The 23,774-nt window shown below is 48.4% G+C and carries 25 protein-coding genes; 12 read left to right on the forward strand and 13 right to left on the reverse strand.

Annotation, left to right across the window (positions count from 1 at the left end; translation table 11 throughout):
• Positions 1-519: 519 nt before the first annotated feature.
• Positions 520-873, reverse strand: a complete 354-nt coding sequence (locus WBJ53_RS04730) for a hypothetical protein (RefSeq protein WP_338874908.1) — start codon at positions 871-873, stop codon at positions 520-522.
• Positions 874-1,159: 286 nt separating this feature from the next.
• Between WBJ53_RS04730 and WBJ53_RS04735 the strand changes: the two genes are divergently transcribed.
• From WBJ53_RS04735 to WBJ53_RS04745, 3 genes are all read left to right on the forward strand, one after another.
• Positions 1,160-1,471, forward strand: a complete 312-nt coding sequence (locus WBJ53_RS04735) for a hypothetical protein (RefSeq protein WP_338874909.1) — start codon at positions 1,160-1,162, stop codon at positions 1,469-1,471.
• A 291-nt stretch (positions 1,472-1,762) separates the two neighbouring features.
• On the forward strand, positions 1,763-3,031 hold the full coding sequence (locus tag WBJ53_RS04740) for a site-specific integrase (RefSeq protein WP_338874910.1): 1,269 nt from the start codon (positions 1,763-1,765) through the stop codon (positions 3,029-3,031).
• Positions 3,032-3,080: 49 nt separating this feature from the next.
• Positions 3,081-3,293 (forward strand): hypothetical protein, encoded by a 213-nt coding sequence (locus tag WBJ53_RS04745; RefSeq protein ID WP_338874911.1) that lies wholly within the window; start codon positions 3,081-3,083, stop codon positions 3,291-3,293.
• 156 nt (positions 3,294-3,449) lie between these two features.
• Here the strand turns inward: WBJ53_RS04745 and WBJ53_RS04750 are convergent, their stop codons facing one another.
• Entirely contained in the window at positions 3,450-3,743 is a 294-nt protein-coding gene (locus tag WBJ53_RS04750; RefSeq protein ID WP_338874912.1) for a hypothetical protein, read from the reverse strand.
• A gap of 126 nt (positions 3,744-3,869) precedes the next feature.
• On the opposite strand from WBJ53_RS04750, the gene WBJ53_RS04755 reads away from it, so the two are divergent.
• On the forward strand, positions 3,870-4,259 hold the full coding sequence (locus WBJ53_RS04755) for a hypothetical protein (RefSeq protein ID WP_338874913.1): 390 nt from the start codon (positions 3,870-3,872) through the stop codon (positions 4,257-4,259).
• Between the two features lie 160 nt (positions 4,260-4,419).
• On the opposite strand, the gene WBJ53_RS04760 is transcribed toward WBJ53_RS04755, so the two are convergent.
• Positions 4,420-6,063: a hypothetical protein gene (locus WBJ53_RS04760; RefSeq protein ID WP_338874914.1), complete on the reverse strand. Its 1,644-nt coding sequence runs from the start codon at positions 6,061-6,063 to the stop codon at positions 4,420-4,422.
• 944 nt (positions 6,064-7,007) lie between these two features.
• On the opposite strand from WBJ53_RS04760, the gene WBJ53_RS04765 reads away from it, so the two are divergent.
• The 4 genes from WBJ53_RS04765 to WBJ53_RS04780 all read left to right on the forward strand — a co-directional run bounded on the left by WBJ53_RS04765 (position 7,008) and on the right by WBJ53_RS04780 (position 12,672).
• Positions 7,008-11,120 (forward strand): tape measure protein, encoded by a 4,113-nt coding sequence (locus WBJ53_RS04765; protein ID WP_338874915.1) that lies wholly within the window; start codon positions 7,008-7,010, stop codon positions 11,118-11,120.
• A gap of 17 nt (positions 11,121-11,137) precedes the next feature.
• On the forward strand, positions 11,138-11,923 hold the full coding sequence (locus WBJ53_RS04770) for a hypothetical protein (RefSeq protein ID WP_338868510.1): 786 nt from the start codon (positions 11,138-11,140) through the stop codon (positions 11,921-11,923).
• A gap of 23 nt (positions 11,924-11,946) precedes the next feature.
• Entirely contained in the window at positions 11,947-12,255 is a 309-nt protein-coding gene (locus WBJ53_RS04775) for a hypothetical protein (RefSeq protein ID WP_338868508.1), read from the forward strand.
• 93 nt (positions 12,256-12,348) lie between these two features.
• Positions 12,349-12,672: a hypothetical protein gene (locus WBJ53_RS04780; protein WP_338868506.1), complete on the forward strand. Its 324-nt coding sequence runs from the start codon at positions 12,349-12,351 to the stop codon at positions 12,670-12,672.
• A gap of 610 nt (positions 12,673-13,282) precedes the next feature.
• Here the strand turns inward: WBJ53_RS04780 and WBJ53_RS04785 are convergent.
• Positions 13,283-14,137, reverse strand: a complete 855-nt coding sequence (locus WBJ53_RS04785; protein WP_338874916.1) for an SDR family oxidoreductase — start codon at positions 14,135-14,137, stop codon at positions 13,283-13,285.
• Positions 14,138-14,240: 103 nt separating this feature from the next.
• Between WBJ53_RS04785 and WBJ53_RS04790 the strand changes: the two genes are divergently transcribed.
• From WBJ53_RS04790 to WBJ53_RS04800, 3 genes are all read left to right on the forward strand, one after another.
• Positions 14,241-14,657: a helix-turn-helix domain-containing protein gene (locus WBJ53_RS04790; RefSeq protein ID WP_338874917.1), complete on the forward strand. Its 417-nt coding sequence runs from the start codon at positions 14,241-14,243 to the stop codon at positions 14,655-14,657.
• Positions 14,658-14,942: 285 nt separating this feature from the next.
• A complete protein-coding gene (locus tag WBJ53_RS04795; protein ID WP_338874918.1) occupies positions 14,943-15,338 on the forward strand; it encodes a hypothetical protein in 396 nt (131 codons plus the stop codon).
• Positions 15,339-15,523: 185 nt separating this feature from the next.
• Positions 15,524-15,919, forward strand: coding sequence for a hypothetical protein (locus WBJ53_RS04800; RefSeq protein WP_338874919.1), 396 nt, complete (start codon positions 15,524-15,526; stop codon positions 15,917-15,919).
• A 150-nt stretch (positions 15,920-16,069) separates the two neighbouring features.
• Here WBJ53_RS04800 and WBJ53_RS04805 read toward each other — a convergent pair whose 3' ends face one another.
• From WBJ53_RS04805 to WBJ53_RS04845, 9 genes are all read right to left on the reverse strand, one after another.
• Complete coding sequence (locus tag WBJ53_RS04805; protein ID WP_338874920.1) at positions 16,070-16,543, reverse strand: hypothetical protein; 474 nt, start codon at positions 16,541-16,543, stop codon at positions 16,070-16,072.
• 227 nt (positions 16,544-16,770) lie between these two features.
• On the reverse strand, positions 16,771-17,250 hold the full coding sequence (locus tag WBJ53_RS04810; RefSeq protein ID WP_338874921.1) for a hypothetical protein: 480 nt from the start codon (positions 17,248-17,250) through the stop codon (positions 16,771-16,773).
• Between the two features lie 292 nt (positions 17,251-17,542).
• Entirely contained in the window at positions 17,543-18,652 is a 1,110-nt protein-coding gene (locus WBJ53_RS04815; RefSeq protein WP_338874922.1) for a TlpA disulfide reductase family protein, read from the reverse strand.
• Positions 18,653-18,880: 228 nt separating this feature from the next.
• On the reverse strand, positions 18,881-19,279 hold the full coding sequence (locus WBJ53_RS04820) for a hypothetical protein (protein ID WP_338874923.1): 399 nt from the start codon (positions 19,277-19,279) through the stop codon (positions 18,881-18,883).
• Positions 19,280-19,313: 34 nt separating this feature from the next.
• Positions 19,314-19,994: a hypothetical protein gene (locus tag WBJ53_RS04825; RefSeq protein WP_338874924.1), complete on the reverse strand. Its 681-nt coding sequence runs from the start codon at positions 19,992-19,994 to the stop codon at positions 19,314-19,316.
• A 727-nt stretch (positions 19,995-20,721) separates the two neighbouring features.
• Positions 20,722-20,901, reverse strand: coding sequence for a hypothetical protein (locus WBJ53_RS04830; RefSeq protein ID WP_338874925.1), 180 nt, complete (start codon positions 20,899-20,901; stop codon positions 20,722-20,724).
• Positions 20,902-21,315: 414 nt separating this feature from the next.
• The gene (locus WBJ53_RS04835) at positions 21,316-22,032 is read right to left on the reverse strand and encodes an antA/AntB antirepressor family protein (RefSeq protein WP_338874926.1); all 717 of its coding nucleotides are present in this window, start codon (positions 22,030-22,032) and stop codon (positions 21,316-21,318) included.
• 3 nt (positions 22,033-22,035) lie between these two features.
• Positions 22,036-22,746 carry a hypothetical protein gene (locus tag WBJ53_RS04840; protein WP_338874927.1) on the reverse strand — a complete coding sequence of 237 codons (711 nt, stop codon included), beginning with the start codon at positions 22,744-22,746 and terminating at the stop codon, positions 22,036-22,038.
• A 218-nt stretch (positions 22,747-22,964) separates the two neighbouring features.
• Positions 22,965-23,174 carry a helix-turn-helix transcriptional regulator gene (locus tag WBJ53_RS04845; RefSeq protein ID WP_338874928.1) on the reverse strand — a complete coding sequence of 70 codons (210 nt, stop codon included), beginning with the start codon at positions 23,172-23,174 and terminating at the stop codon, positions 22,965-22,967.
• A gap of 405 nt (positions 23,175-23,579) precedes the next feature.
• On the opposite strand from WBJ53_RS04845, the gene WBJ53_RS04850 reads away from it, so the two are divergent.
• Complete coding sequence (locus tag WBJ53_RS04850) at positions 23,580-23,768, forward strand: hypothetical protein (RefSeq protein WP_338874929.1); 189 nt, start codon at positions 23,580-23,582, stop codon at positions 23,766-23,768.
• Positions 23,769-23,774: the final 6 nt, after the last annotated feature.

Consider the following 23,774-nt stretch of genomic DNA (forward strand, 5'->3'; position numbering starts at 1 on the left):
ACAATTTAAACAAGAGTATTATACAAATCTGACAAAGTCAATGTGCCGATAAACATGACCACCTCAATGGGCTACTACGTACTAATCAAAAGTTTTAAGGTTACTTCCGGCAATCCAGCCCAATACGGGTAAATGCAGAAATACTGAATAATAAGTTATATAAGAACAATTTTAGTGTAGTAATAGAGTAAATCTTCATTAAAATCACCATTAGCTTGCTACTAATGTAACATTTTTAAAGGGTTTGTTGTATTGGTATTAAGAAGACATAAAAAATGAATTAGTTTTGACTGAAATCGATACTGACTAGTTGATCGATTAAAGACTCTGTTTATCATTTTGTTATGGAACAGCCTGAGCACCCCAACACAAGCGCGATGGAGGATACTCTGGAGCGGTACGTATTTAAAGTTGCCTATCGTTGCATCGATCAGATTGATCCACATTTACAGGATAGCCTAATTGAACTTTTTCGTTCCATTAGCGTAGCTTCAGTACCTACCAATGGGTGCTCAGAAGCTACGAATGATAAAGCCCAAAATGACTTATTGCTGTTTCCATTTGGTGATTTAAGTCCTGAATGATGGCAATATGCCGGTTAAGTAGGGCTTCCTGAGTAGGTAATTGGCTATCAAACTGGTCCCATTCTCTTTCAAGTTCAACCAGGCTGTGCTGCATTCGAAACAGCAATTGGCAACATTCATCAAAGGAATGATTGTTTGTTTTCTCCTGAGAGAAGTAAGAATCTGTCTTATACCGTTCAATTAGTAGGGTAAGCACCCGGTAATTTTGGTCATACAGACTTATGCTTTGTGCCCATTTCTGAACAAGCTCCACTAGTTCCAACTTCAGATTTTCTTTTTCCTTCTTCACCTAGTTAACTATTATACATAAATGTATTGATATTATGTTTCAGTAACAAAAACGCCAAGAGTTATTTTATTAAAATGGAAATTTTGTTGGTTAATGATAATCAATAATCTTACCAGTAAGATTACCGTTATGGTCTATTTATTGAAAGGCAAATATGTTTCTTATAAAGAGGAGAAAAGATAATTTTTTATTGTTAATGTAGCTAGACCAATAAATTAATAAATGTGAATTTGATAGTCAGTCGGCATAACTTGGGAGCGACTTAACTTATCTCCCTAATTAAACCATGAGAGCCGTACTGTTTTATCTAGGCTGTGGCATCGCAGGCCTGATCATGATGATCATACTCTATCGTAAGTTTCGCTTTTTCAAGCAGTGCCCTTCCTGCGGGTATGACGATCCGGATCGTATTCCTCGAAAGGGGCTAATGAAAAGGCTTCCTCTAAAAGCATACTTTTGTCCTGCTTGCCGCCATCGATTTTACGTCTTTAATTTATTTACAGAGGAGCCCGAAAGCCATTCACTACTTGAATGGAACGGGCAATCAGGTGCAGTTGAGAAGAAAAATAAGGAATCAGTTGCCTGGCAAGGTAACTAATATCGATCTATCAATAGATAGTGTTCGCCGACCGAAACCCTGCCTTCTTTTGATGGCAGGGTTTTTTATGGAATAGAATGAGGGAAAATAATCGCTCCCAATCCAATAATCAAATGCTTTCTTAAAACCGGCCGCGAAAACAAGGATTGAAAAATGGTCAATCTGTGGAACAAGTAAGCCACAAAAGACCCATTCGTGAAGCAGACTTACCTCATAGTCGGTAGTCCATTCCCGGTGGAGGGATTAAATTGATTGAGGCAAGAATGGTTGATTTCGCGCTAGGTTTACTTCATGAACGCAAACCTTACTTCTTCGCTTTCCATCAGACGGCAACGCGCCGAATTAGCCCTATTCTTTGAACTACCTCCCCGCCAGCAGGGCCTTGCTGAACTGCAGTGTCGCCTGCGGGTCAACGCCACCACATGCCCCCTCTACGGGTCAGGCGTCTTTGTGCTGGCTGCGATGTGGAACCAGGACCAGCAGCAACTCCAGGGGCAGGAGACGGAAGCGCTTACCATCAATCGAACCCTTTCGGAGATTCGCGCCCAGCATCGACAGCTCCTGCACGATCTAACGCGCTCCGACATCCAGCCGACTGCCAAGTTAGTACAGCACTACTGGTATGCCGGGGAGTCCGTTTCACCCCGGCTCATCAATTTTTTTGAAGAGTATCTCAACAAGTTAAGCCGCATGCCGCTTTCCGAGCGTAAAACCCGCTCAACGCTCCATAAATGGTATCTGGCTCATAAGCAGTTGAAAGAGTATCTGGCCTTTATTTGTAAACCGGAGCTAACCATTGATGAGGTGACTATGGGCTGGGCCCGCACCTATTACCAGTGGCTGCGGGAAATTCCCCTCTCAGTGGATACATCAGCCCGCTACATCTGCTTTATTCGGGAAATGTTGCACCATGCCGTCGAGCATGAGTTGATCGCCTACAACAAACTCCAAAGCCTGACCATCGCTCGGGAAGCGGCTAAAACGGTGGTTTGCCTAACGCCCCAACAACTGGAGCAGTTAGAAAAAATGGAGGATCTGACACCGCTACTCGATCAGGTCCGTAAGTGGGCGCTTTTGTGCTGTTACACCGGACTGGATTACACCGATGCTATCGCCTTTGCCCGTGACCCCTGGCCCCATATCCATCAGCTTCCCTTTGGGGGAAAGATCGTCTGGAGCCGCTTAAAGTTCAAGCAGGTCAAGGGAGCCTATCCCGAATGGGGCATTTGTCATATCCCTTTGCTGCCCGAAGCCAGGCGGCTACTGGCCCAGGTCAGTGAGTGGGACAGACTCAGTAACCAGCGGGTTAATCAGAACCTGCACATACTGGAAAAGCGGCTCAATCTCCCCTTCCGACTCACCACAAAAGTATGTCGCAAGACGGCCGGGGCGCTGTTTTTGCTGCGGGGCTATCAGGCTGAGGCAGTTCGCAAAATCATGGGCATCAAGACGCTGACGGTCTTTGAGCGCCATTACATGGTACTGCTCAGCGAACTGGTCGATAACAACATGGAACTGCTGCACCACAAGCAGCAACAACGAGATACGCTTTCGGCTTGACAGTTACACTTCCAGGCTATACCTTCACGGGCCTAAACCGTACCTGGTAATGGAATTACTGCTTTCTATGCTTGTCCTGCTGGTTGGCTTCTCGCTGATAGCCATTATTCGCCTTGAGAGGCAATTCAAACGCTTTCGATCGGAACAGAAAGCCAGGGATGAGCGCTACCAGCAAGAGATCGATTACCTCAACGAAAATATTGATCAGCTTTACCAGGCGCTCAAGGAGCGGGCTACGTTGTTTCGCATCCATGAGAATTAAACAGGGCGTGGGTAGAACTGGTTTGCCGAAAGGCGTCGAGGGCATTAGTCCTGTCTCGTTAGGCGATCCGGGGCTAATTTAATGGTGTGGATATACGGAACGCCTGGCCCATCTTGAGGTCAGGCGTCGTTTTCTTGGCAATTTTATGGTCATTGCTCACTCGCCGAGCCCTTCGTTGACCCAGTTTTCATAGCGTTCAAGCTGACTTTGTAAAGCCTCCAACTCATTCAGTTTCCAATTCACAAATTGTTTGTCAGCGATTCGTAAATACTTCTGTTTTTGGTTGTCTTCCAGTTTACTCCAAAGGGGAGCTTCTCTAAAGCCAAGTAGTTTTAATTCCTGGCAATAAATCAGGAAGGCCGCAAACTCGATAAAACCAACATTTTCCATTGCCCCAATTGCCTCTTTCAGGGCGGGCCCATTGACAGGAGGGAGGTGTTGTTCATTCATGGCCTTCAGTAGATATAATCAGGATTGGGTTGTTAAGATAGCAGGGTGTATTGAAGAGGTAGGGGTATGACTACTTAAAAGATAAATTTGAACGGATTCATTTAGATTTAAAAATTAACCTCAGCCATGACTACAGCGCCAGCGATCGTCTATGTAACTCCAGACAAGGCCATGTTTTTTACCATACCTAAGTGGAGGCATTTAAACTCATATTCGGCAGAGGTATTAACCCTGCTTGGTTACACCTTGCACGAGTCTCACGAAGTGGACGACGTGTCTTTTGAGGAGGATGATTATATACTACAGATGAATTTGAGGGTATATGTTTCGGCTAATAAAAAAAGTGAAGTGCTGGTTCGCTACACGGTAAAGCCCAATGATTTTTCGGCGATTCCCCAGGCTATTCAGGAACGGCTGGGGCCCCTGACCGAGCTAAGTGTAACCAGCAAGACCGATTATTTGACGGTCATTCGGGAAATCATAACGAAGGGGTATCTGATTAGGACGGCACGTTAAAATGGCAAGAAAGCCATTTGTAAAAGCGGCTTTCTTGCAGGCGCAAAAAATAGAAAACGATATTGCCCCAAGTGAGCTTTCCCATTCCTGCTGCCAACTAATGATCGACTCATTCATTGACTGGCCATCAAGGACACCGACGAATGATAGAATCGGTTCGCTACTTTCGGCTCAATAACTCCCTGAGTTGCCGTTCTAGTTGAGCCTGTTTTTGCTTTATCGTCTGTAGTTCTTGCTGATGTATACGTTCTTTTTCCGCAAGCCGCTTTTCCAGTTGAATACTGTACAACGTCAATTCTTCTATCTTCTCCAGCAGTTTGGCATCCATCCTGGCGGCATCAATACCCTGCTCAACGACCTCAACCGCTGACGGTACACCCGGTAAGTGTTGATGAGTTTGAATATAGTTTTCTACTTCACCCAACGGCCGTAGCTTATAACCAGCCATAAACACTTTATCCGACCAGTCGGCCACGCTCCGAACTGAGTAATGCCCTGCTGAGGTTAGTATTAGCTTGCCGGTGGCATCAACGGTGAGCAGTTTATCTGTTGTAGCTAATTGAACCGGGCTATTAGCAGTAAGTCGACTTAATCGAACACCCGATTCATTATCGGTTCCGCTGTTAACTTCGAGTCGAGCCGTAGGCGCTGAGGTACCGATACCAACGCTGGCCTGATTACCCAGGATAACGGCGTCACTGACGGCAACCGTAGCACCAGCTCCAATGGCGGTAGCATTGGTTAAATGCTGAGCAATGGCGTCAGATCCCGTACCGAGCAACGTGTTGCCAGAGCCGCTATCATGGGCTCCAGAATTGAAGCCAAGGTAGACATTATCATCTGAGTCAATCGATGAAGGGCCTGCTTTCGTGCCAATGATCGTATTATGTGAACCTTCGGAAATACTTCCCCCAGCATTGACGCCAAGAAATGTATTTCCCTTGCCAGAAGTGGTTTGATAACCCGCCTGGTAGCCGATAAATGTATTGGAATCCGCCACAGAATAATAACCAGCTTGATAACCCAAAAGCGTATTTTTCTGCCCATTCTTATTGCTGTAGCCTGCTTTCGAACCGACAAACATATTGTTGGAGACAAGGTTTTCGTAGCCAGCAGAATCGCCAATGATTACATTTTTTTGCCCGTCCTGATTATTAAATCCGGCACCGGTGCCTAAGTAGGTATTGGCAGACCCTGTTTTATTATTTGACCCTGTGTTATAACCGACAAAGATATTGTTTGAGCCCGTTGTACTGAAGGTGCCTGTGTTCCTTCCAATAAACGTATTCGCATTCCCACTCGTGTTATTAAATCCGGCGCTATTGCCCACAAACGTGTTAGAGCTACCCGTCAAATTATTGTAACCCGTATAGGTCCCCAGAAAAGCATTCTCATTGCCAGTTGCACTCCAAAAGCCGGTCCACGCACCAACAAACATATTTCCACTTCCAGTAGTATTGGACGATCCGGCCTCTGCTCCCAGGAATGTATTGAGCTGCCCAGTATTTGTGTTAATACCATTACTTGCCCCAATGAATGTATTTAAGTTTCCGGTGGTATTTCTCAATCCTGCCCCACTACCGATAAAAGTATTTTCACGACCGGTTGTATTAAAGTTCCCGCTTTGCGTACCAAGGAAGGTGTTATCGGAAGCGATGGTCGAGGTATTAACCCCAGAAGAGGCTCCGACAAAGGTATTATTGTAGCCAGGAGTGGTAGAATTGGGTGTGTTGACAATATAATTAGTCTGCGCCCAAAGCGGAAAACTAAACGAAAACAGTAAGAGGTAGACGAGCTTTTTCATGGTGTAAGGACGAATTGTAAGGTGTGACCAGCAAAGGAATCCACCTAAAAATAGCCTCTAGCCCAAACAACTACTTATGCTCGATAGAGAGATTGCAAGTCAATTTATTATGCGGACAAAGGGAGCTAAGTAATTATTAATCAGGCATAGTCTCCGATTTTTAACTCATCTGAGCGTTTGGGAGCAAAGCTCTTTCGGGACCATCGGACTCGTTGTCAACAATGCCCAATTGTCGTTTATGACATTGGCTAGCCAATGATAAGCCCAAAGAGAACCTATTCGGTTAAAACGAGCCTTCTTATGGGGAAGATTTCTCGGTTTTTCTTGTATGGGGTTCAATGGCCAATTGCTTGGCTAACCCTCGAATCTCCTGTTGAAGACGAGGGATATGATTGAACTGGGCCTGGACAGCATGGATATATTGAGCAAATAAAGGCTCGAACTCAGCCGTAACTTCCTGGGAGGTGTGTGTAGTCATAATAGTCAAAGATACTTATTGTCTTCGCAAGTAAACGGCGAAAAACACCCAAATTAACCGGGAAATACACCCTAAAATTACAATGATGATAATAGGTTGCTAGTCTGGGCTAGACAGTGCCAGTTTATAAAAGTTTTGACCCGTATAGCACAGAAACAGAGGTAATTGAAGGCGCTAATAGGTTACGACTTGGTAAAGCTTATAAAGAGCTATGATTTTCTTATACACTTTGCCCCTGTATTCGCATCGGCATAATAGTTAAACTGTCCCTCAACTAGTTTGGCAAGTAAAAATATACCTATATAAACCGTAGGCTCAGATTCTGTGCCGATAGGAGCAATCTACCCGAGCGGAGACTATCCGTTTGGGTCTCAATGACACTACCGAAACTCGCTTCGTTTGCTTATCTTTACCCCTGACACTACCCCCGGGGCCGACTGCATGCACCAAAACCATTCGCTGTGCCATGCCCGGTATTATCAAACCCGAAGACATTTTTGATTTCCAGGGCTATCACGCCCAACTCCAGGCCCTCGATGCCGCCGGAGCCGACTGGGCCCAGCATACGCTGGCCTGGTTGCAGCGCATCCGAGCGGCCTATCAGGAGGCCGCCCGCCAACTCATTCCCCTCAAGGAGGATTTAGCCAAACTCAGCGTTACCAAAGACGGGGCCGATCGCCAGCTTGTCGACTATATCCAGAAAATCGGCCAGGTCGGTGCCAAACTGGAAACAGCCCGCAAAGCCGAAAAAGACCTGACCGAGGCCCAGCAACTCAACGGGCAGGTGGTCACCGAGCTGACGGCTAAACTGGCCAGCCTCTTCCAACGCTATCAGGCCCTGGACCCCACCCAGAAAGACTACCAGAAGCAGCAAAAAGCCATTCTCCAGGAGGTCAAAACCGTGACCCGCGCCATCGATGCCCAGAGCAAAGCCCTCCAGGTGGCGAAATCGACCATCGTAGCCGCCGAAAATTCCTACCTGGGTCTCAAGAAGCAAACGGCCGATCTCAAAAAACAGCTCGACTCGCTGGATAATGCCTACGACCGAACCACGGGCAAAATCAATCAGAACAACCGGGCTGCGGTGGCCCTCAATCAGCAGTACCAGAAGAATATCAGCCTGCTGACCAAGATTGAGCAGGGCCAGCGGGTCTATTCCCGCAATGTGGGCAATTACCCCTCGGTGGGCGGGGCGGTAGGCGGTCTGGCCGGTAAAGCCGTCGGTACGACGCTGGCGCTGGCCGGGCTGGATACCGGTGTAGCGGCCCTGCAAAAAATTGGCGAGGTAACGCTTCAGTTCGATTCGCTGGACTCGGCCCTGAAAGTGGTCTCCAATGACACGGCCGTCTTTACCCAGCGGCAGGCGATGCTCCAGCGGGTTTCGGATGATCTGGGCCAGGACCTCTCGGTGGTTGAAAAAAGCTACACCAACCTGACGGCTTCCAGCAAAGGCACGCGGCTGGAGGGGGAGGCCACTGACAAGATTTTTACCTCGGTGGTCGGCACGATGGGCCGGCTCAAGAAGTCCACCGAAGACACCGACGGGGCCCTGCTGGCCATTGCCCAGATGATGTCCAAGGGCACCATTCAGAGCGAAGAGCTGCGGGGGCAACTGGGTGAACGCATACCGGGGGCGTTCAACATCATGGCCCGCGCGCTGGGGGTAACCACCACCAAGCTAGGGGATATGCTCAAGAACGGGGAAGTGTTGGCCTCCGAGGCTCTGCCTAAGTTTGCCGCTGAACTAGAAAAGACCTTTAACCCCAATCATGAACGCCGGGTAGAGGGCCTGGCGGCTAATCTGGCCCGGCTTCGCAATGAAGGGGTCGAATGGGTAAAAAGCCTTGATATCGGGGATAAACTCGGTCAGTTCATTGGTTTGATTACTTCCGCTTCCCGCTCGGTTCGCAACCTGTTTAGTGATACGCAATTATCCGCGCAGGCGTTCGCTGATCAGTCCGATAAGGTGAACAGTCTCGAATCCAGTTTAGCGCCTTTGCTTTCCCGCTATGACGAACTCCAATCGAAGTCAAGCCTGACAGCCAAAGAGCAGAAGGAGCTACAGGGGATTGTCAATGAGATGGCGGGGATCGTGCCCGCTGCGGCAACGGGCTTTGATCAGTACGGCAATGCGCTTGATGTTAACAAATCCAAAGTGATGGCCTTTGCCCAGGCCCAGCGTGAGTTGAATGCCGAGCTGAACAAGCAGGTCATTGCTGAGCTGAAAACCGATGCCTACAAGAACATTGGTCGTATCAACGCCAATCAACTCACGCTTCAGCGCGGCAAAGAAACTCAGCACATCGGCATGGGGGTCAACATTGAGGCCAATGTCAACCCGCAGCGGGCCAAGCAACTGGCCGACCAGAATAAGCAATACACCCAGGAGGCGATTGCCTCGGCCCGGAAGCTGATGGCTGCGGGGGGTGAGGTCGATGGGGCACTGCGAGGGTTCATTGAACGTTCGGGCGATTTTGAAGCCAAACAACTGCTGCTCATCGATGACTACAACAAGAAGATCGCCCAAAAGCAGGCCGAAGCGGCCGTAGCGTTTCAGCGGGGAGAGAAGAGTAAATGGGAGGCTACCATCAAGGAAGCCACCAAACTCAAGGATCAACTCAACAAGATCCTCTATCCGACAACGGCCACCCAGTCTACCGCCAATGATAAGCCCCAGGTCAAACAATCCGAAATCGACAAGCGGCTGCGGGAGGCCCTGGGCAAGTCGCAGGCCGGTTCGGAGCAAGCGCTGGCCAGTCTGAGTAACCAGCGGCAGGATGGGTTGCTGGATGAGCAGACGTTTATTGAGCAGCGGCTCAAGCTGACCCTGGAGGGCCTGGCTGAACGGCAGGCGTTACTGGAAAAATACGGCAAACAGGAGACCAAAGACTACCTGGCCATTCAGCAGGCCAAGCTCAAGGCCGATACCGACTACAAACGGGCTCAGCTCCAGCTTGATCTGAAGACGAGCAAAAGCAATACCGATGCCCAGGTGTCGGCGATCGAGGTGCAGCATGGTGAAGGGGGGCTATCGGCGATGGATTACGTCGAGCAGCGGCATAAGGCGCTTCAGGCGGGGTTGGAGCGGGAACTGGCGATTCTGAAGGAAGCAGGGCAGGCGGAAAGTCAACTCTACCGGGATACCCAAACCCGGCTGACCGAGGAACAGACTGATTATCTGCGCAAACGGCTCAAAGCCGAGCAGAAAGCCTGGAACGAGGAGCTCGAGCAGACCAAAGACGCCGTTAAGGCCGTCAATGCGACACTGGGGGCCGATTACCAAGAAAAGCTCCAGGCCCTGGAGCGGTATTATGCCGAAAAGCAGCGTACGGTTCAGTTGGATGTGGCCAAAGGCAAGCTGACGCCAACCGAGGGGGAAGCCCAGCTCTATGCCCTGCAACTGGCGCAGTTGCAGGAATCGCTGCGGGTGACGGAGGAAACCTACCACAAAGACAGTGATCTGAGCAAGGGTCTCTACGATAGTAAGATCGAGCAGCTTAAAAACTATCGGGATTATGCCATGCTCAATGCCCAGGAGATGGAAGCGGCTAACAAGGCCATTGCCGAACTGGAAAAGGCGCGGGACGCTGAGCAACTGGAGCTCAAAAAGAAGTTCAACAAAGAGCAGGCCGAGAATGGCATGCAGCAGAGTGATCTGGAAACGGATCATGAGCTAAAAAACATCGAGAAGGCCAAACAGAAACGGGATGAACTACTGAAGCTGGGGGCTGATTTCGCCAGCAAACTGGGAGAAACGACCTTCGCCCTGGTTTCGGGCAACTACGAACGGGAAAGCCAGCAGTTAGAAGCCCAGCACGACAACGAGCTAAAGCTGGCGGGGGACAATGCGGATGCCAAGCAGAAGATTGAGGAGAACTACGCCAAACGCAAAGCCGAACTAGCCCGCAAGCAGGCGATTGCCGACCGGGAGCAGGCCCTGTTCAACATTGCCCTGTCGACGGCCATGGGGGTAGCCTCGGTACTGTCGACCGGTGGCGGCACCCACTACGCCGATCTGGGTATTTCGGCGGGCATTCTGACCGCGTTCGTTATTGCCACGGGGGCCCTGGAAGCCGCTGCGGTGCTGGCCAAACCGCTACCGGCCTACAAAGACGGCAAGCTGGCCAGCGATACCTATTCGGGTCTGGCCCTGGCGGGGGAGGCCGGGGCCGAGCTGCTCATCGACCGGGAAGGCTATAGCCAGGTCTTCGACAAACCGACCCTGTTTACCACCCAACCGGGGGACCGGGTCTTCACGGCCACCGAAACGGCGGCACTGATGGCCTCCTGGCGGCAACCGGCGATGGGGGATTCCTGGCAGCAGGCCATCCAATGGAATCAGCAGACGGCCGATACGCTTCAGCGCAGCCGCCAGGCGGGGGCTCAGTTGAGTGTACAGCAGGCCATGGCCACGGCTCCGGCCGCCATGACGCCCCGGCAGTTTCAGGCGGCCTTCCTGGCGGCCTGGGAACAGGCCCCCCGTCAGGAAACCCATATCGATTTCGAGGGCATGAAAGAGGGCATTCGCCGTCACCTGCATTGGCAGGAACGGGTTGAAAAACGCAATCGTTTCTGGTAACTTAATCACCCTAGTCTATGCTTACCCTACCGGTTAGTGAAGCGCTGACGCTTCGCTTGTATGATTCGATTAAAGAGCTGCCTACCTGGCTGCACCTGGAAGCGCGGCAGTACGCCATTCTCCAGTCGGCGCTGGCCACCACGGCCGAGGAACTTTCCCGCCGTGGGGAGCGGCTGGCCCTGCTGGAGCAGTACGGGCTGAAGGCCGAGCACCAGTTAGAAAGCTACAATTACCAGCTCTCGGCGCGGCTGTTGGCCGAGGGTTACAACCCCTACGAACTGGAATGGGCCTGCTACCTGCAGGCGATCAATGACAGCCCGCTTGGGGATTATTCGGAGGATGAGCTGGTGGCGCGCCTAACGAGGCTGAAGCAGCAGGGGCTTGCTGGCTCGGTTATCGAGTCCTCGCTGGCTTCGATTAAGCAGCGGCTGCTGGTCGAAACCAAACGGTATTATCCCCGTCGGCTGGGCAGCGGTCACTACAACCAGCTTCAGCGGCAGAAGAGCTACGCCCTGGCGCTGGCGGCCTACTATGAGTCAGCCAGTGAAGCGGCCGTTCAGGCCCTGGAGGGGGCGCTGCTAAGTGTGCTCCGTTCGGAGCCGCCGGTTAACCTGCTGGACGGTCCGGGCAACGGGCTGGTGAGCCTGGAGAAGTCGCAGTTTCGGCTCTACACGAGTTTATCCGAAAGCGGCTGTCCGGCCCCGGATCAGCTATCGGTCTATGCCTTCTACGGCTGGATCGAAGTACTCGAAGAACGTTACGAACGCCAGCAGGCGGCCTTACATAAACCCAACAGCAACTAACTCACATAAACTATACAATGTACATGATCAGTGAATCAGCGATGCAAGTGATTGACCAGTTTGGTCAGCAGGAGGGGGCGCGGCTAGAGCGGGCCGCTTATCAGGAGACGGTGGGGCAACTTCGGCGGGTGTTGAGCCAGCTACTAGCCCAGGAGCGGGTAAGGGAAGCGGATTTACTGGCCCTGGAGGGGCTGCTACCGGGCACGCTGGGGCTGTTGGCCGACGCCAGCGGCCAAAGCGCGGAGGCTTTTGGGGCGCAGTTGCGGGCGGGTCTGGTGCTGTCGTACCAACTACGGAAAGGCTTGGAGGGGTTGCGCTCGGTTTGCGGCTGAGCAGCGGCAGGGGCCACAAAAAAGCATGCGGATGGGGGCTAGGCAATCCGCTCGGAATTGGGTACCTTAAGGCAGTAAACAACCCGGATTTTTATGGCCCGTTTTCTGCGATTTCAACTCTACGGCGACCCCGGCCGTAGCCACTATTCCCCCCTTCATGCCGACATCGAAGTAGCTGATGCCCCCGCTCTGGGGTATGGGCAACCGGTTCGGGTAGGGGATGAGGGGGAGGATCCGGCCCGCTGGCCCGAGTACGTGGTGGCCCATCTGCTTCATTTGAAACAGGAGGCTGATGCTTTAATGCCCGGCCGGAATCACATCATTTACGAAGTCTACCTGGCGCGGCCGGAGCAGTGGCCATTGTTTGATGTCCCCGAATCGTTTAAGCAAGTCAGCGAGGGAGACGAATTATGGTAAATCGAAGGTATCGGCCTCCTCAAATGACCATGTTCTAGATCGCTGCTCCGGGCCATGAATGCCCCTGTAGTACCCTGCGGTAAATTGCCTGGCCTTAGCGACGGTGGCAAGCTGGCAAAACACGGTGGCAAACCGTTTTGCCAGCTTGCCACCGTCCGCTGAATAGTAATTAAGCCTGATTCGTAGCTGCTTTATTGGGGCCGGGCGGTTGAGTTAAAATTCGTAGCGTGGTACGAATTTAGGCCCTCATCGGAATCCGGTTTCGCTACTAGCCTGTGGCTAAGCTTAGCGGCTGTTTTAAAAATGTTGTCGATTTGCTGTCACTGGCGTCACTCTCGTCATAAAGGGGAGCCAGGACCGAACGTGTCCCAAATTAACCGGCATTTAGTAGGGCGGTAAAGCAACTGTATAGATCAATTAACTAGTATCAACTCTACTCATCAGTGAGACCCTGTTTTCGCAAAATTCAGATTGCGCATGGGATCGGTCGTTCGGGTATGAGTGCCGGGCCGGTGTCTTGAAGCAGGGTGAACTCGCTGGCTAGAAAGCGGGAAACCGCCTGATAAATAAGTAAAGGCAGTATTACCCGTTGTTACCAGCGATTAGCGACCTAGAAATAAGTCGTTTGCAGGTACTCCCGTAGCGAAGTTGGCTTGCGACCCAGTAGACGTTCGAGGGTATCGCTCGTGCCAGCCAGCATGCCCGCTTTGGCGGCCGCACCCCACTGGGCTAAGAAGGTGGCCACGACTTCAGGGAAGCCAGCGGCTACTTTCTGAGCGATGTAAGGCGCTAGCTCACTGTTTTGGTAGGCGATAGGCCTGCCCGCTAACGAGGAGAATTCACGGGCGATGTCGGCAAACGAATAGGCTTCACTCCCCGACAGAGTATACTCCTGGTTGTCGTGTCCTTCGCTGGTCAGCAGGGAGGCTGTGGCAGCGGCTAGCTCGGTCCGCTTAACGAAAGCGATCTTGCCATCGCCCGCCGGGAAACGGATCTCGGTGTCCGGCACCTCGTTACCAATCAAGTATCCAAGACCTTCAAAGTAATAGCCGTTTTTGAGAATGGTATACACCAAGCCAGACGCTTTGAGGTAGGCTTCCGTGGCCAGGTCGCTTTCGGTAACCTCAGGCATGACAAAATCAGTGCTGCGCTGGATGCTAGTGTAAAAAAGATGCTTCACCCCGGCTTGCACCGCAGCATCGATAACATTGCGGTGCTGGCGCATCCGGTCGGTAAAGGCCACGGCCGAAACCAGCAGCACCTTCTCGATGCCCTGAAAGGCCTGCACCAGCGCGGGGTAGTCAACATAATCGGCTTGCCGCACGTCAATGCCCTGCTTCATCAGATCGGTGGCTTTACTGAGATTGCGCACCAGGGCAGCAATTTTTGTGGCTGGGGTGGTTTTGAGCAAAAAGTCGATGGTTTGGTGGCCTAGCCCACCAGTAGCTCCCGTTACTAGAATCATAGTAAAATGAAATAAAAATCCGTGTATATTTACTTGCTATTTGCAAGTGCAAATGTAATCTAATTCACTTGCGAATAGCAAGTAATGACACAATCTATTTATTATGAAAGCATTTAAACAGAGGTCTACTTGTCCTATCAGCACAGCACTCGATGTGCTGGGGGATAAATGGAGCCTGCTCATTCTGCGGGATATAGTGTTTGCGGGGAAGTCTACTTATGGGGAATTTCAACAGTCAGCGGAAAAAATGGCGACTAACGTGCTGGCCGACCGCCTGGCGGTGCTGGAGTCGCAAGGCCTCTTAAGCAAGGCTGTGGCTATGGATAAGAAATCGAAGTTCACCTACCGCCTGACCGAAAAAGGAGTTGATACGATTCCCATTCTTATGGAACTCCTATTGTGGGGAAGCCAGCATGGGCCCAGCGTTGTCGAGGCTGGCTTGCTGGAAGAACTTCAGGCTGGGAAAGAGTCGGTCGTTGCGAAGTACCAACGGCTGGCTCGTGAAAAGGCCCTGGCCTAACCAGGGGTGGTGCGCCCAGGTGGCTTGCCTTATATTTCCCATTTTCGACCTGGTAAATACGCTGGACGGGTTGGGGATTCCGTCCGGTATCAAATTGATTGGTTAATTGGTTGTTCTCCTTCTATGAACAGTCTCAGAAAAAGGCTCAAACTTGAGACGGGGAGCTTTCATGAATCTGCTTCTCCAATGGGACGTTTAAAAAGACGGTAGTTAGCCTGACGTTTCGTACTTTGGCTATCATATAGAAAATTATACAACTGGTCAGATCTAGTTTGTGACGAGAGAATGAAGAAAATACTTTTAGCCATTTTAACCTGCTGGTTGGTTGGCGAACGGGCCGCGAAAGCTCAAATTATGGTAGGGAGCATTAATGTTGACAGTCTGGATATTCAGTACATTGAGTTAATTGGCTTTAATCGATCTAATTGGGAAGCTAGTGTCTGGATTGACTTCGGCCGGAATTATAATGCTAGTAAATCAAGCGAGTTTTTGAAGCCCATTAACGATCATGAAAGGGTACGTTTTGCTTCTGTCGTTGAAGCGCTGAACTATGTTTATAAAAATGGCTGGGAGTTAGTAAACGTGTATATACCATCCCCTAATGCTCCTGGCCAGTTTCATGATGCTCCTCGCCATTATGTATTACAGCGGAAAAGTCAAGCTGTAAAAAGAATTGACTAACTGATGTTATTTGTTTTAGTTTAACATATTGCCAGTGGCTGTTGCAAAAATCGGTAGAGGGTTGAAAAAACAATTTCGGTGGGCTATTTTCGAGACAAAACCTGGCAGTATGGGCCACGTAGGTTGAGCTTAGCAACCCACTCTCAGACTTTTGCAACAGCCACGCCACTTATACAACAGGATATATGCATAAGATACTAATATTAGTATGTACGATTTGTTTGATTACACATGTGACCAATGCTCAGTTAGTTCCTTCAACTAAAATTCATTTTTATAATGCAATAGCTCTTTTAGAAACAGAAATACGGACGAGCGTTAATCAGAAAAAGCCTATAGTAGTAAAGCCTAATACGTGGGCTATCATTCAACTGACTGGTGATAGCTTAGGATTTGCTATTAACAACAAGACTTACTTTGTCCATTTCTCTCCCAAAACTCAGCATTACTTCATAGCTCAGAAATGTAATGGTACGCTTCCTACAGTAGCTAAAATATCCGAACAAGAATTTGTCTTGACGGTAGGAATTAACTCTGCTAAAGGTCCCGATAGTTACACACTCCGAAAGTCCTCTAATTAAACTTTTGCTAGAAATATGTTTTAAAAGCATAGTTATAAGGCTTATTTTTATCTCATAACATAATTCATAGTTATAAAACTGACTATAAAAAGTACAAATACCATCCACCTTTATAAATGGACAAGGTTTGTACTTTTTATAGTTGTACACTTAACGTTTTGCCGTAAAACTTCCGCTTAAGCCAGCCTTTTGACCTTGATATGTTGAGTAGGTACCTACACTGATATAATTGGGATATGCCGCTTGAGTGTCATTGACAATATATCCCCCTCCTTTATTTTCAAGTGCCGTGAATTTGATAAAGCCTTTATTGCTTATGTCGCGAGACAATTCGCAATAAAAGGTATCGTCGAAGAAGACTTCTCCACTTTGTTTTCTAAGCACAGTATGGATGTTGGCACTAAGGGCATCAAGCTTTTGAATCGTTATTTGGCCTATTTGGGCTGAGTCTTTTGGGTTATATGTACCCGTTGTTTTACCCGAGCTGTAATACGTAAGATTTGCTTCAGTAATGGCATAGGTTCCTTCTATTTGCTTTGCTAAATCAGGAAAAACTTCCTTTTTACGACAAGAGCCTATCCCTATAAAAAGCAGGAAGGCAACCAATAACTTGATGGCGTTCACGTTGGTAAGAGTTTATTTAAAACGGTAACGTTACAGTATTGGTGAGTGTATATTTATAATTCAAAAATATTACAATGAGCCTACTTGGTTGAATTAGTATTATTCTAGGTTTGGTTTTATAACTAATCTTATTTTATATGAAAAAAGATTCTTTTGTAAGAAGGGAATGAAGACATCAAGTCTTGTAAAAGTTATAACTACAAAGCTTTATATAGTGGGCAAAAATTTCACTCAATTGTTCTTAAAATGCAGGGGAGAATACCATTATCCTTTGCCAACTTATAGTTGATAAAAAGAGCCATCTTCTGGAAGCGATTGTAGTATCGGCTGTTGCCACCTACTGGTACGAAGCCATCATTAATAGCCTCATGAGTTAGGTTTCCAAGTGTTGATGGACGCTCATCCCAAGCGATCTCACTAACACGTTCATCACTTTTACGTACCCGAATGAGAATCTGTGTGCTATCATTGCCTCTTCCAAAAGCGTAAATGGTGCTTTCAGGTCTTTCCTTGCTGGACGTTATTTTAAATCGTTCCATACCAAGTATACTCACCACAGTTGCTTTATGCTTTGAGAGTAGTCCCTTCAACTCATGATAGTTCAGGATTTGCTTGGCTTCAACTGTCTGGGCTTTTGAGGGACAAAAAGCTGACAATAAAATTAAAGAAGTCGTCAGAAGCAGGTACTTGGTTGTCAAAGATTTCATTTGTTGTATAAGTGGCGTGGCTGTTGCAAAAGTCTGAGAGTGGGTTGCTAAGCTCAACCTACGTGGCCCATACTGCCAGGTTTTGTCTCGAAAATAGCCCACCGAAATTGTTTTTTCAACCCTCTACCAATTTTTGCAACAGCCACTATGAATATGTTAATGAAATATTAGAAGAATAGCCTGAGTCTGCTTTGATTCTAACAAGTAGAAAAGTGCAACAAGCTGAAAATCAAACTGAATTAGGCTAGCAGCTTGTTACACTTTCTACAACTCAAACTAAACTTCTCAATTATTAGGGCCTCTTAGTCAATAGTTCGGCCAATTTTATTCCTAACGCTTCACCTCGAATATTTTTGGCAAGAACTTTTCCGTCAGGACCAATTAAGACGTTTTGAGGAATCACTTGAATGGCATATTGCTTTACAATTTCTGAGTCCCATTGTTTTAACTCCGAGACATGAGTCCAGTCAAGATGGTCTTTATGGATAGCTTTTAGCCAAGCTTCTTTACCCCCGGGCTTATCCAAGGAAACGCTTAATATGGTAAAATTTTTGTCCTTATACTGCTGGAATGTCTTGACTAAATTCGGATTTTCAGCCCGACAAGGACCGCACCAACTCGCCCAAAAATCAATCAGCACATATTTCCCCCGGAAGCCACTTAGAGAGATGGCTCTGCCCAAAGTATCAGGTTGAACAAATTCAGGAGCCGTTGCCCCAACCGAAGTGGCTTGAAGAACAGCCAGGGTTTTAGCGTACTCTTGGCCTGGTTTGCTGGTTTTGACTGTCTCTAGAAGTCGGCTGAACAGAGGTTCCACTTCCGAAAATTCTGGAGCAAACCAATCTGTATAGTCTTTCAACACATACAGACTTAGCATAGACGCAGGGTTTTCTTGAATAAACTGGGCTTTCAGTTTACGCTCCTGAGCTGAGATCGCATCACTGCGCTTTTCGAAACGCTCTTCAAAGTCCTTCTCTTTTCTCTGCTCTGGTGTAGCTGCTTGGTACTCCTTGCGTAGCATAGCCATCTGCTGATCCGTAGATTTGAGTAATTTTTTGATTTTCAGATGATCGCTGTTCATTGGTGATCCACTAACCACCGCATTTTGAATGGAGTCAGGACTGGTCACCGAAATAGTACCGGGTTCCAAATAGAAACGGATCGCTGTTCGATCAATAAATAGCCAAGCATAATGGGGTTGATCGATTGCTCCAGTGATGAGAAATCGCCCATTCTGGATTTGGGCGGAATCGGAATGTACGGTCTTCCCCACGATATAGCGCACATAAGCCGTGGCCGTTGGGTTAACCTTTCCTAGTTTTCCCTCAATCTTGTATACGTTACCCTGAGCCCGAAGCAGAGACGAAGTAAGCAGCAATGAAATCAGTAGAAAAGGTCTCATGATAAACTGTTGTATAAGTGAGGTGGCTGTTGCAAAAGTCTGAGAGTGGGTTGCTAAGCTCAACCTACGTGGCCCATACTGCCAGGTTTTGTCTCGAAAATAGCCCACCGAAATTGTTTTTTCAACCCTGTACCGATTTTTGCAACAGCCACCACACTTATGTTATGTGAAATAATTGCCAATGGGGTATCTGTGTAACCGGCTGCTCAACTGTCTTTTATCCAAAGTTTAATATGGACAATTACCCCAATCTGGGTGAATTAATGATTTCGATATCCGTGCTTTCTGAATACCTTTCTTTTCCGATACTAGGACTTTCAACACTGACTCGTCAACATTCTTCCAGGTACAAATCATACCGCTGTAAATGTCATTTTCGATCCCTAGTTCATGTACATCTTTCCCGTACCAGATGGCATACTTTAACTCTTTACCGGCTTCGGGAAACTGATAAGCTACTTTATAATAACCTTTATCAATCTCGTCGTATTTACTAAGTATAAGCTTTAATACTTCTTGCTCAGCACTAAGCCGACTAGGAAAATAACCAAGACTATGATACCCATCAATATCACAACCTAAAGTGACGAATGATAAGAATAACAATGATATTACAATGAATCGCATGTTGTATAAGTGAATGTTATGTTAACCCAATCTATCAAAACCGATGCATTATCTGCATTTGTAAGCCTATTTGATAAGAATGATAATACGAATAGGTTGGGTGAGATTGTACATTGTACTGGATTGTTGGCTGAGCAACAATTGACAGATGGCTTTTTAGATTATAGATGGCTCCGATTCCAACCAAGGGTGTAATTATTAAAGCTTTCCCAAACTTAACCGGCACTTCTTGGCCATTGCCTTCTAAATCAACGTAACTAACGCTTCTAAAGTCTAGTGAAGTACCAATCGTAAAATAAGGTGAGAGCCGGCCAGTAGACGACTGATAATTCACCAACAAAGGCACCTTATAGGCATTGGTCAAGGGATGACTGTAGTGATAAGGTATCTGAGCAGCAATGCCATTTATATCAAAATGAGTTGTACCCGATAAGCCATGAGTGGCCCAGATACCTGTCGAAGCAGACCATTTTGGAGAAAAGTTATACCGAGCTGACAGACCTAACATATAGTTAAGTCCATGCGAAGATGCGGTAACGACTGTATTTGGTGATTGGGTGTTTGAGTCGGGGAAAGGTAGAGTCGAACTATAATCCGTATGGGTGTAAATGGGGGCTAGGCTGATTGACAAAGCGAATTTGGTTTGCCCAAAGGTTGAATTGATGGTTCCCAGAAAAAGGAATCCGGTAATGCCAAGGTAGATCCATGTTTTCATCGTCGTTAAGGAGTAAATTCTGTTGTATAATCACCTATATGTTAGCTAATCTACCGAAATTTCTGTTTCAGGGGCAAAATCTCAGAAATTATTCCTGCCTGAGACAAAGCAACACTCGCTATGAATAGGTATCATTAAAAGAGGATCGGCTATTGACTTACTTTTGTAGCCGCTGCGGCCGCTTAAGGCTGCCTGGCAGATGAGTTTATTTTTTCGGGACTGAGCCAGGCCATCGGCAAGCGCTGGTTAACGAACAGAGATTACACTCGTTTTATAGATGCAATCTTTCTAACCAACAAGGAGAAAGTATTACACCTTCTGCCATATCTACACTAGGGAAGGCTAAACGTGTCCCAAATTAACCGGGGTAGAGGCTAATCGGTTTACAGCCCGAACTCGACCAAACCAACTGATAAAGAACGAGTAGTAAGATAAAGTGTCCCAAATTAACCGGGTTCGATAATCGAGATCAATAGCCGAAACTGCCCCAAATTAACCGAGGTGCCAGAACGATTATTGACTAAAACTGTCCCAAATTAACCGGGTCTACACATAAAAAGTGTCCCAAATTAACCAGGGTAGCCGGTTAATTTGGGACACTTTTAGTGCTCTAATCGGGTAGCCTTCTGGCCGGTATACCCCCGACTTGGGGGCAATCTGTCAGCCAGAGCCGTCGGCCCAAAGACGACCTTATTCCTTTACCGTCCCTGGGCCGACAAGCTACGGCTTACTCACCCAGCCGAACGATTTCAGCCTCAATATTGGCAATGCGCCGGTCACAGTAGCCGATCCGAGAATCATCCGGGTTAGCCGCCACTAGCTGCTGCTTTAGCTCCTGCCAGGCGGCTAGCTGACGCTGGTTTAATTCGAGCGGACTGATTGGAGCGGATGCGTGTTGATTTTCCATGGGCATAAACAGGGGGTTTTAAGGACCGGAATAACCCGGCCCGGTTGGTTGAAAAATTGAGATTGGGGTAAGCTTTTGGCGACCGATGGACGGCGGCTAGTTGTACCGTCATAGCCGCCAGTAAGAACCAGAGACCGGCCGCTAGCCGCTGGCGTGTGGCATGATCGATCATAAAATGGAGGGTTATCGGCTGTTTTCGACTTGAGATTTTCCGTAAAGCATTGCCCATCAGATACTATAAGGAATTGACGGATAGCCCAGCCAGGACTATAAGGAATTCCCCTATAGGGGCAGCGGGTACTATCAGGAATTCACTTATAGTCTGGCAGCGCTATCAGGAAATGGCTTATAGTCTCCCTGCCTGACTGGCAAAGCCGTCCATCAGGCAGGGTACGAGGAGGCTATGAGTGTTGGCTACTCCTCCCGGTAGGTAAGCTCAGCGCTCACAATGGCGTAGATCTTCTCCAGGTGGCCGCTGCGTTCGGCCACGTCCAGCCAACTTTCCCGATCCGATCGCTTATGGGCCCGGATGTTTACCCGATACAGGTAAAAAAGTCGGTCATAGACCCGTCGCCAGATGTCCTGCTGTTTGAGGTTGTTGACCCGGCAGTAGCCATTGACAATGCGCTGGATCTTGATGCGGGTTGTTTCGATTGGCAGCGGCTCGGTGGAGCGGGGCACGTCGAGCAGCGAGCGGGCGGCCTGCTGCTGGGCATCGAGCACCTGTTTGAGTTGCTGCTCCAGATCGGCAAGGCGCTGTTCTTGATGACGTATATAATCACTCGGTAACGCCGTTAGTTGACGTAGCTTTTTTTCGGCATCGATGAAATACTGCCTGGCTTGTTTGCCTTTGGCGTTGCGTTCGACCATTGATAGCTCCTTAGCCATATCCAACGTCAAAGCATAATCCAATTCAGGGCGGCCCCCTAATGGGTTTTTCCCATTTTTGGGAAAAACCTCTAGAGTGGTTAATGAACTATAGTCCTGACCTTCCACAAAGCCAAACTCATTGATGCGCCGTTCGATCCAACTCGCAAACTTTGTTCTGACCTCTAAAAAAGCGTGCAGTTCACGGGCAGATACCACCGGCAAGCCTTGGCCGCCGGTGGTAATGGTGATTAGTTCCTGCATGACTTAATGAGCCAGGGAAAAGGTTATTGCAGAAGGAAAATCCAGATAGTGCCGGTCAAGCTCGCTCTTCGTTACGCCATCATCCAGACCCCGCTCGCCGTGACTCCAGTAGGCGTAGCTCATATTCAGATCATCGAAGAACAATAGGTAATCGAGTAGCTCTACGCCAAACACCTCTAACCCCGCAGCCAGTCGGTTCATTTCCTGCGCTTCGAGCTTGCCGAGATGATGCTCGCTTGAGTGGCGGGTGGAGGCTAGCAAAACCCGGTCGGCATTCAGCGCCAGTGCCTGCTGCATCAGGGGCCGGGTTTCCGACTCATAGCAAACTAGCGTCGATTCTTCGGGAGCCAATCGGTCGGTGTAGGCCGCTAGCCAGACCAAACCCACGATGGCCTCGCCCCGCAGCAGCAAACCGTAATGGGTCTCCTGGTAAGCGGCAACTTTGGGCGTGAAGGCTCTAAGCAGGGCGATACCGTCAAGCACCGTGTTGTAGTGTACGGGCTGGGCCTGTAGGCGCTGGGTTAACTGAGCGGCCAGATCGGCGGGATAAAGCCCGAAGAGGTCAGCGTACTGAATAATAAACTCCTCGGCGGAGATCAGCGGCCGGGCGCTGTTGGGTTGCCGATCGTACTCGACAAGTGAGCCCGCAGGGGTGTTTTGAGCCGTCTGGCCCCAATTTGTTGCGCAGCCGAAGCTGGCGGTGTACTTTTGCACCGTAAACATGAGAACGAAAGTTTGATTGTTGTACATCGCCCCTCTGCTGTCGTCTGCCAGGATTCTCAGCATTGGGGTTTTTATTTGGGCTATCAATCAGTTTGCTTACTTCGCTAGACAACCTGCTTAAGGTACTATGTAGCTTTTCTGCCACTCATTGATAGTACAATATTACACTAACTTTCTATTTATAGCAAGTGTTATATCAAAAAAATATTCTATTTATAGAAAGTCACTTTTATCTGCATATCCAACGCATCCGCTACTCTTTTTAAAGTTTCAACTGTTAGGTTTTGCTTACCGCTTTCATACTTATTGACCGTAGGTTCACCAACTCCTATTTTCTCACCCAATTCTTTTTGGGTGAGCCCTTGTTCCATTCGAGCCTTCCTGATTAAACTGCCTATTTCGCTTCTAAAGGTTGCCATTCGAGTTGATTACGGGTATAAAGATAGTATTCTGGCTTCTATATATGGCAAGATACATTCGGTTTTCTAATAGATATGTGAATTCTTTTAGTTTTTGGCGAAATTTATCATTTGTCAGTAATAAATAACCGTTAAGGTAATAAGCGGATCCGGGTTACCCTATGACAGTAATCAACCAGCTAAAAGGGCAATAGAAACTACTGATTAACTGCAACCAGAGGACGCGGCATTGCCTGTTCGGTTGTATGTCTGGTTATTGATTCACCGTGTCCGCGTCAACGGTTTGTTTCGGCTACGCAGCTAAAAAATCTGTATAACACCGACCGCCAATCGTTCGACAACTTAGCAGGGCGGTTTCTGACAGACAAACAGGCCAGGGCCGAGCTCGACAACCAATGCTATTACATGGCTCATAACAACCGCAACACCTACACCAATCAATTCAATAATCCGCTACGAATGGTAAAGAAGTATCAGCGTAGTGAGTCAAGACAAATGTTGCTCTTTCCCGTTAGTCAGATGGTTAAACTCACTGACAACACACAGGCGGGGATTGAGTACCGGAAAGGAACGTGGCACGAAGTAGAGTTTTAAGCTATT

This window comes from Spirosoma sp. SC4-14, from assembly GCF_037201965.1.
GTDB lineage: Bacteria > Bacteroidota > Bacteroidia > Cytophagales > Spirosomataceae > Spirosoma.

Bases quoted from the DNA above. Each gene is read 5' to 3' on its own strand.
- WBJ53_RS04835 (WP_338874926.1), bottom strand. From the start codon at position 22,032: ATGCAGGAACTAATCACCATTACCACCGGCGGCCAAGGCTTGCCGGTG.
- WBJ53_RS04815 (WP_338874922.1), bottom strand. From the start codon at position 18,652: ATGAGACCTTTTCTACTGATTTCATTGCTGCTTACTTCGTCTCTGCTT.
- WBJ53_RS04810 (WP_338874921.1), bottom strand. From the start codon at position 17,250: ATGAAATCTTTGACAACCAAGTACCTGCTTCTGACGACTTCTTTAATT.
- WBJ53_RS04790 (WP_338874917.1), top strand. From the start codon at position 14,241: ATGAAAGCATTTAAACAGAGGTCTACTTGTCCTATCAGCACAGCACTC.
- WBJ53_RS04795 (WP_338874918.1), top strand. From the start codon at position 14,943: ATGAAGAAAATACTTTTAGCCATTTTAACCTGCTGGTTGGTTGGCGAA.
- WBJ53_RS04750 (WP_338874912.1), bottom strand. From the start codon at position 3,743: ATGAATGAACAACACCTCCCTCCTGTCAATGGGCCCGCCCTGAAAGAG.
- WBJ53_RS04740 (WP_338874910.1), top strand. From the start codon at position 1,763: ATGAACGCAAACCTTACTTCTTCGCTTTCCATCAGACGGCAACGCGCC.
- WBJ53_RS04770 (WP_338868510.1), top strand. From the start codon at position 11,138: ATGCTTACCCTACCGGTTAGTGAAGCGCTGACGCTTCGCTTGTATGAT.
- WBJ53_RS04845 (WP_338874928.1), bottom strand. From the start codon at position 23,174: ATGGCAACCTTTAGAAGCGAAATAGGCAGTTTAATCAGGAAGGCTCGA.
- WBJ53_RS04825 (WP_338874924.1), bottom strand. From the start codon at position 19,994: ATGAAAACATGGATCTACCTTGGCATTACCGGATTCCTTTTTCTGGGA.
- WBJ53_RS04775 (WP_338868508.1), top strand. From the start codon at position 11,947: ATGATCAGTGAATCAGCGATGCAAGTGATTGACCAGTTTGGTCAGCAG.
- WBJ53_RS04780 (WP_338868506.1), top strand. From the start codon at position 12,349: ATGGCCCGTTTTCTGCGATTTCAACTCTACGGCGACCCCGGCCGTAGC.
- WBJ53_RS04850 (WP_338874929.1), top strand. From the start codon at position 23,580: ATGGCTCATAACAACCGCAACACCTACACCAATCAATTCAATAATCCG.
- WBJ53_RS04800 (WP_338874919.1), top strand. From the start codon at position 15,524: ATGCATAAGATACTAATATTAGTATGTACGATTTGTTTGATTACACAT.
- WBJ53_RS04820 (WP_338874923.1), bottom strand. From the start codon at position 19,279: ATGCGATTCATTGTAATATCATTGTTATTCTTATCATTCGTCACTTTA.
- WBJ53_RS04760 (WP_338874914.1), bottom strand. From the start codon at position 6,063: ATGAAAAAGCTCGTCTACCTCTTACTGTTTTCGTTTAGTTTTCCGCTT.
- WBJ53_RS04735 (WP_338874909.1), top strand. From the start codon at position 1,160: ATGAGAGCCGTACTGTTTTATCTAGGCTGTGGCATCGCAGGCCTGATC.
- WBJ53_RS04765 (WP_338874915.1), top strand. From the start codon at position 7,008: ATGCCCGGTATTATCAAACCCGAAGACATTTTTGATTTCCAGGGCTAT.
- WBJ53_RS04745 (WP_338874911.1), top strand. From the start codon at position 3,081: ATGGAATTACTGCTTTCTATGCTTGTCCTGCTGGTTGGCTTCTCGCTG.
- WBJ53_RS04755 (WP_338874913.1), top strand. From the start codon at position 3,870: ATGACTACAGCGCCAGCGATCGTCTATGTAACTCCAGACAAGGCCATG.
- WBJ53_RS04785 (WP_338874916.1), bottom strand. From the start codon at position 14,137: ATGATTCTAGTAACGGGAGCTACTGGTGGGCTAGGCCACCAAACCATC.
- WBJ53_RS04830 (WP_338874925.1), bottom strand. From the start codon at position 20,901: ATGGAAAATCAACACGCATCCGCTCCAATCAGTCCGCTCGAATTAAAC.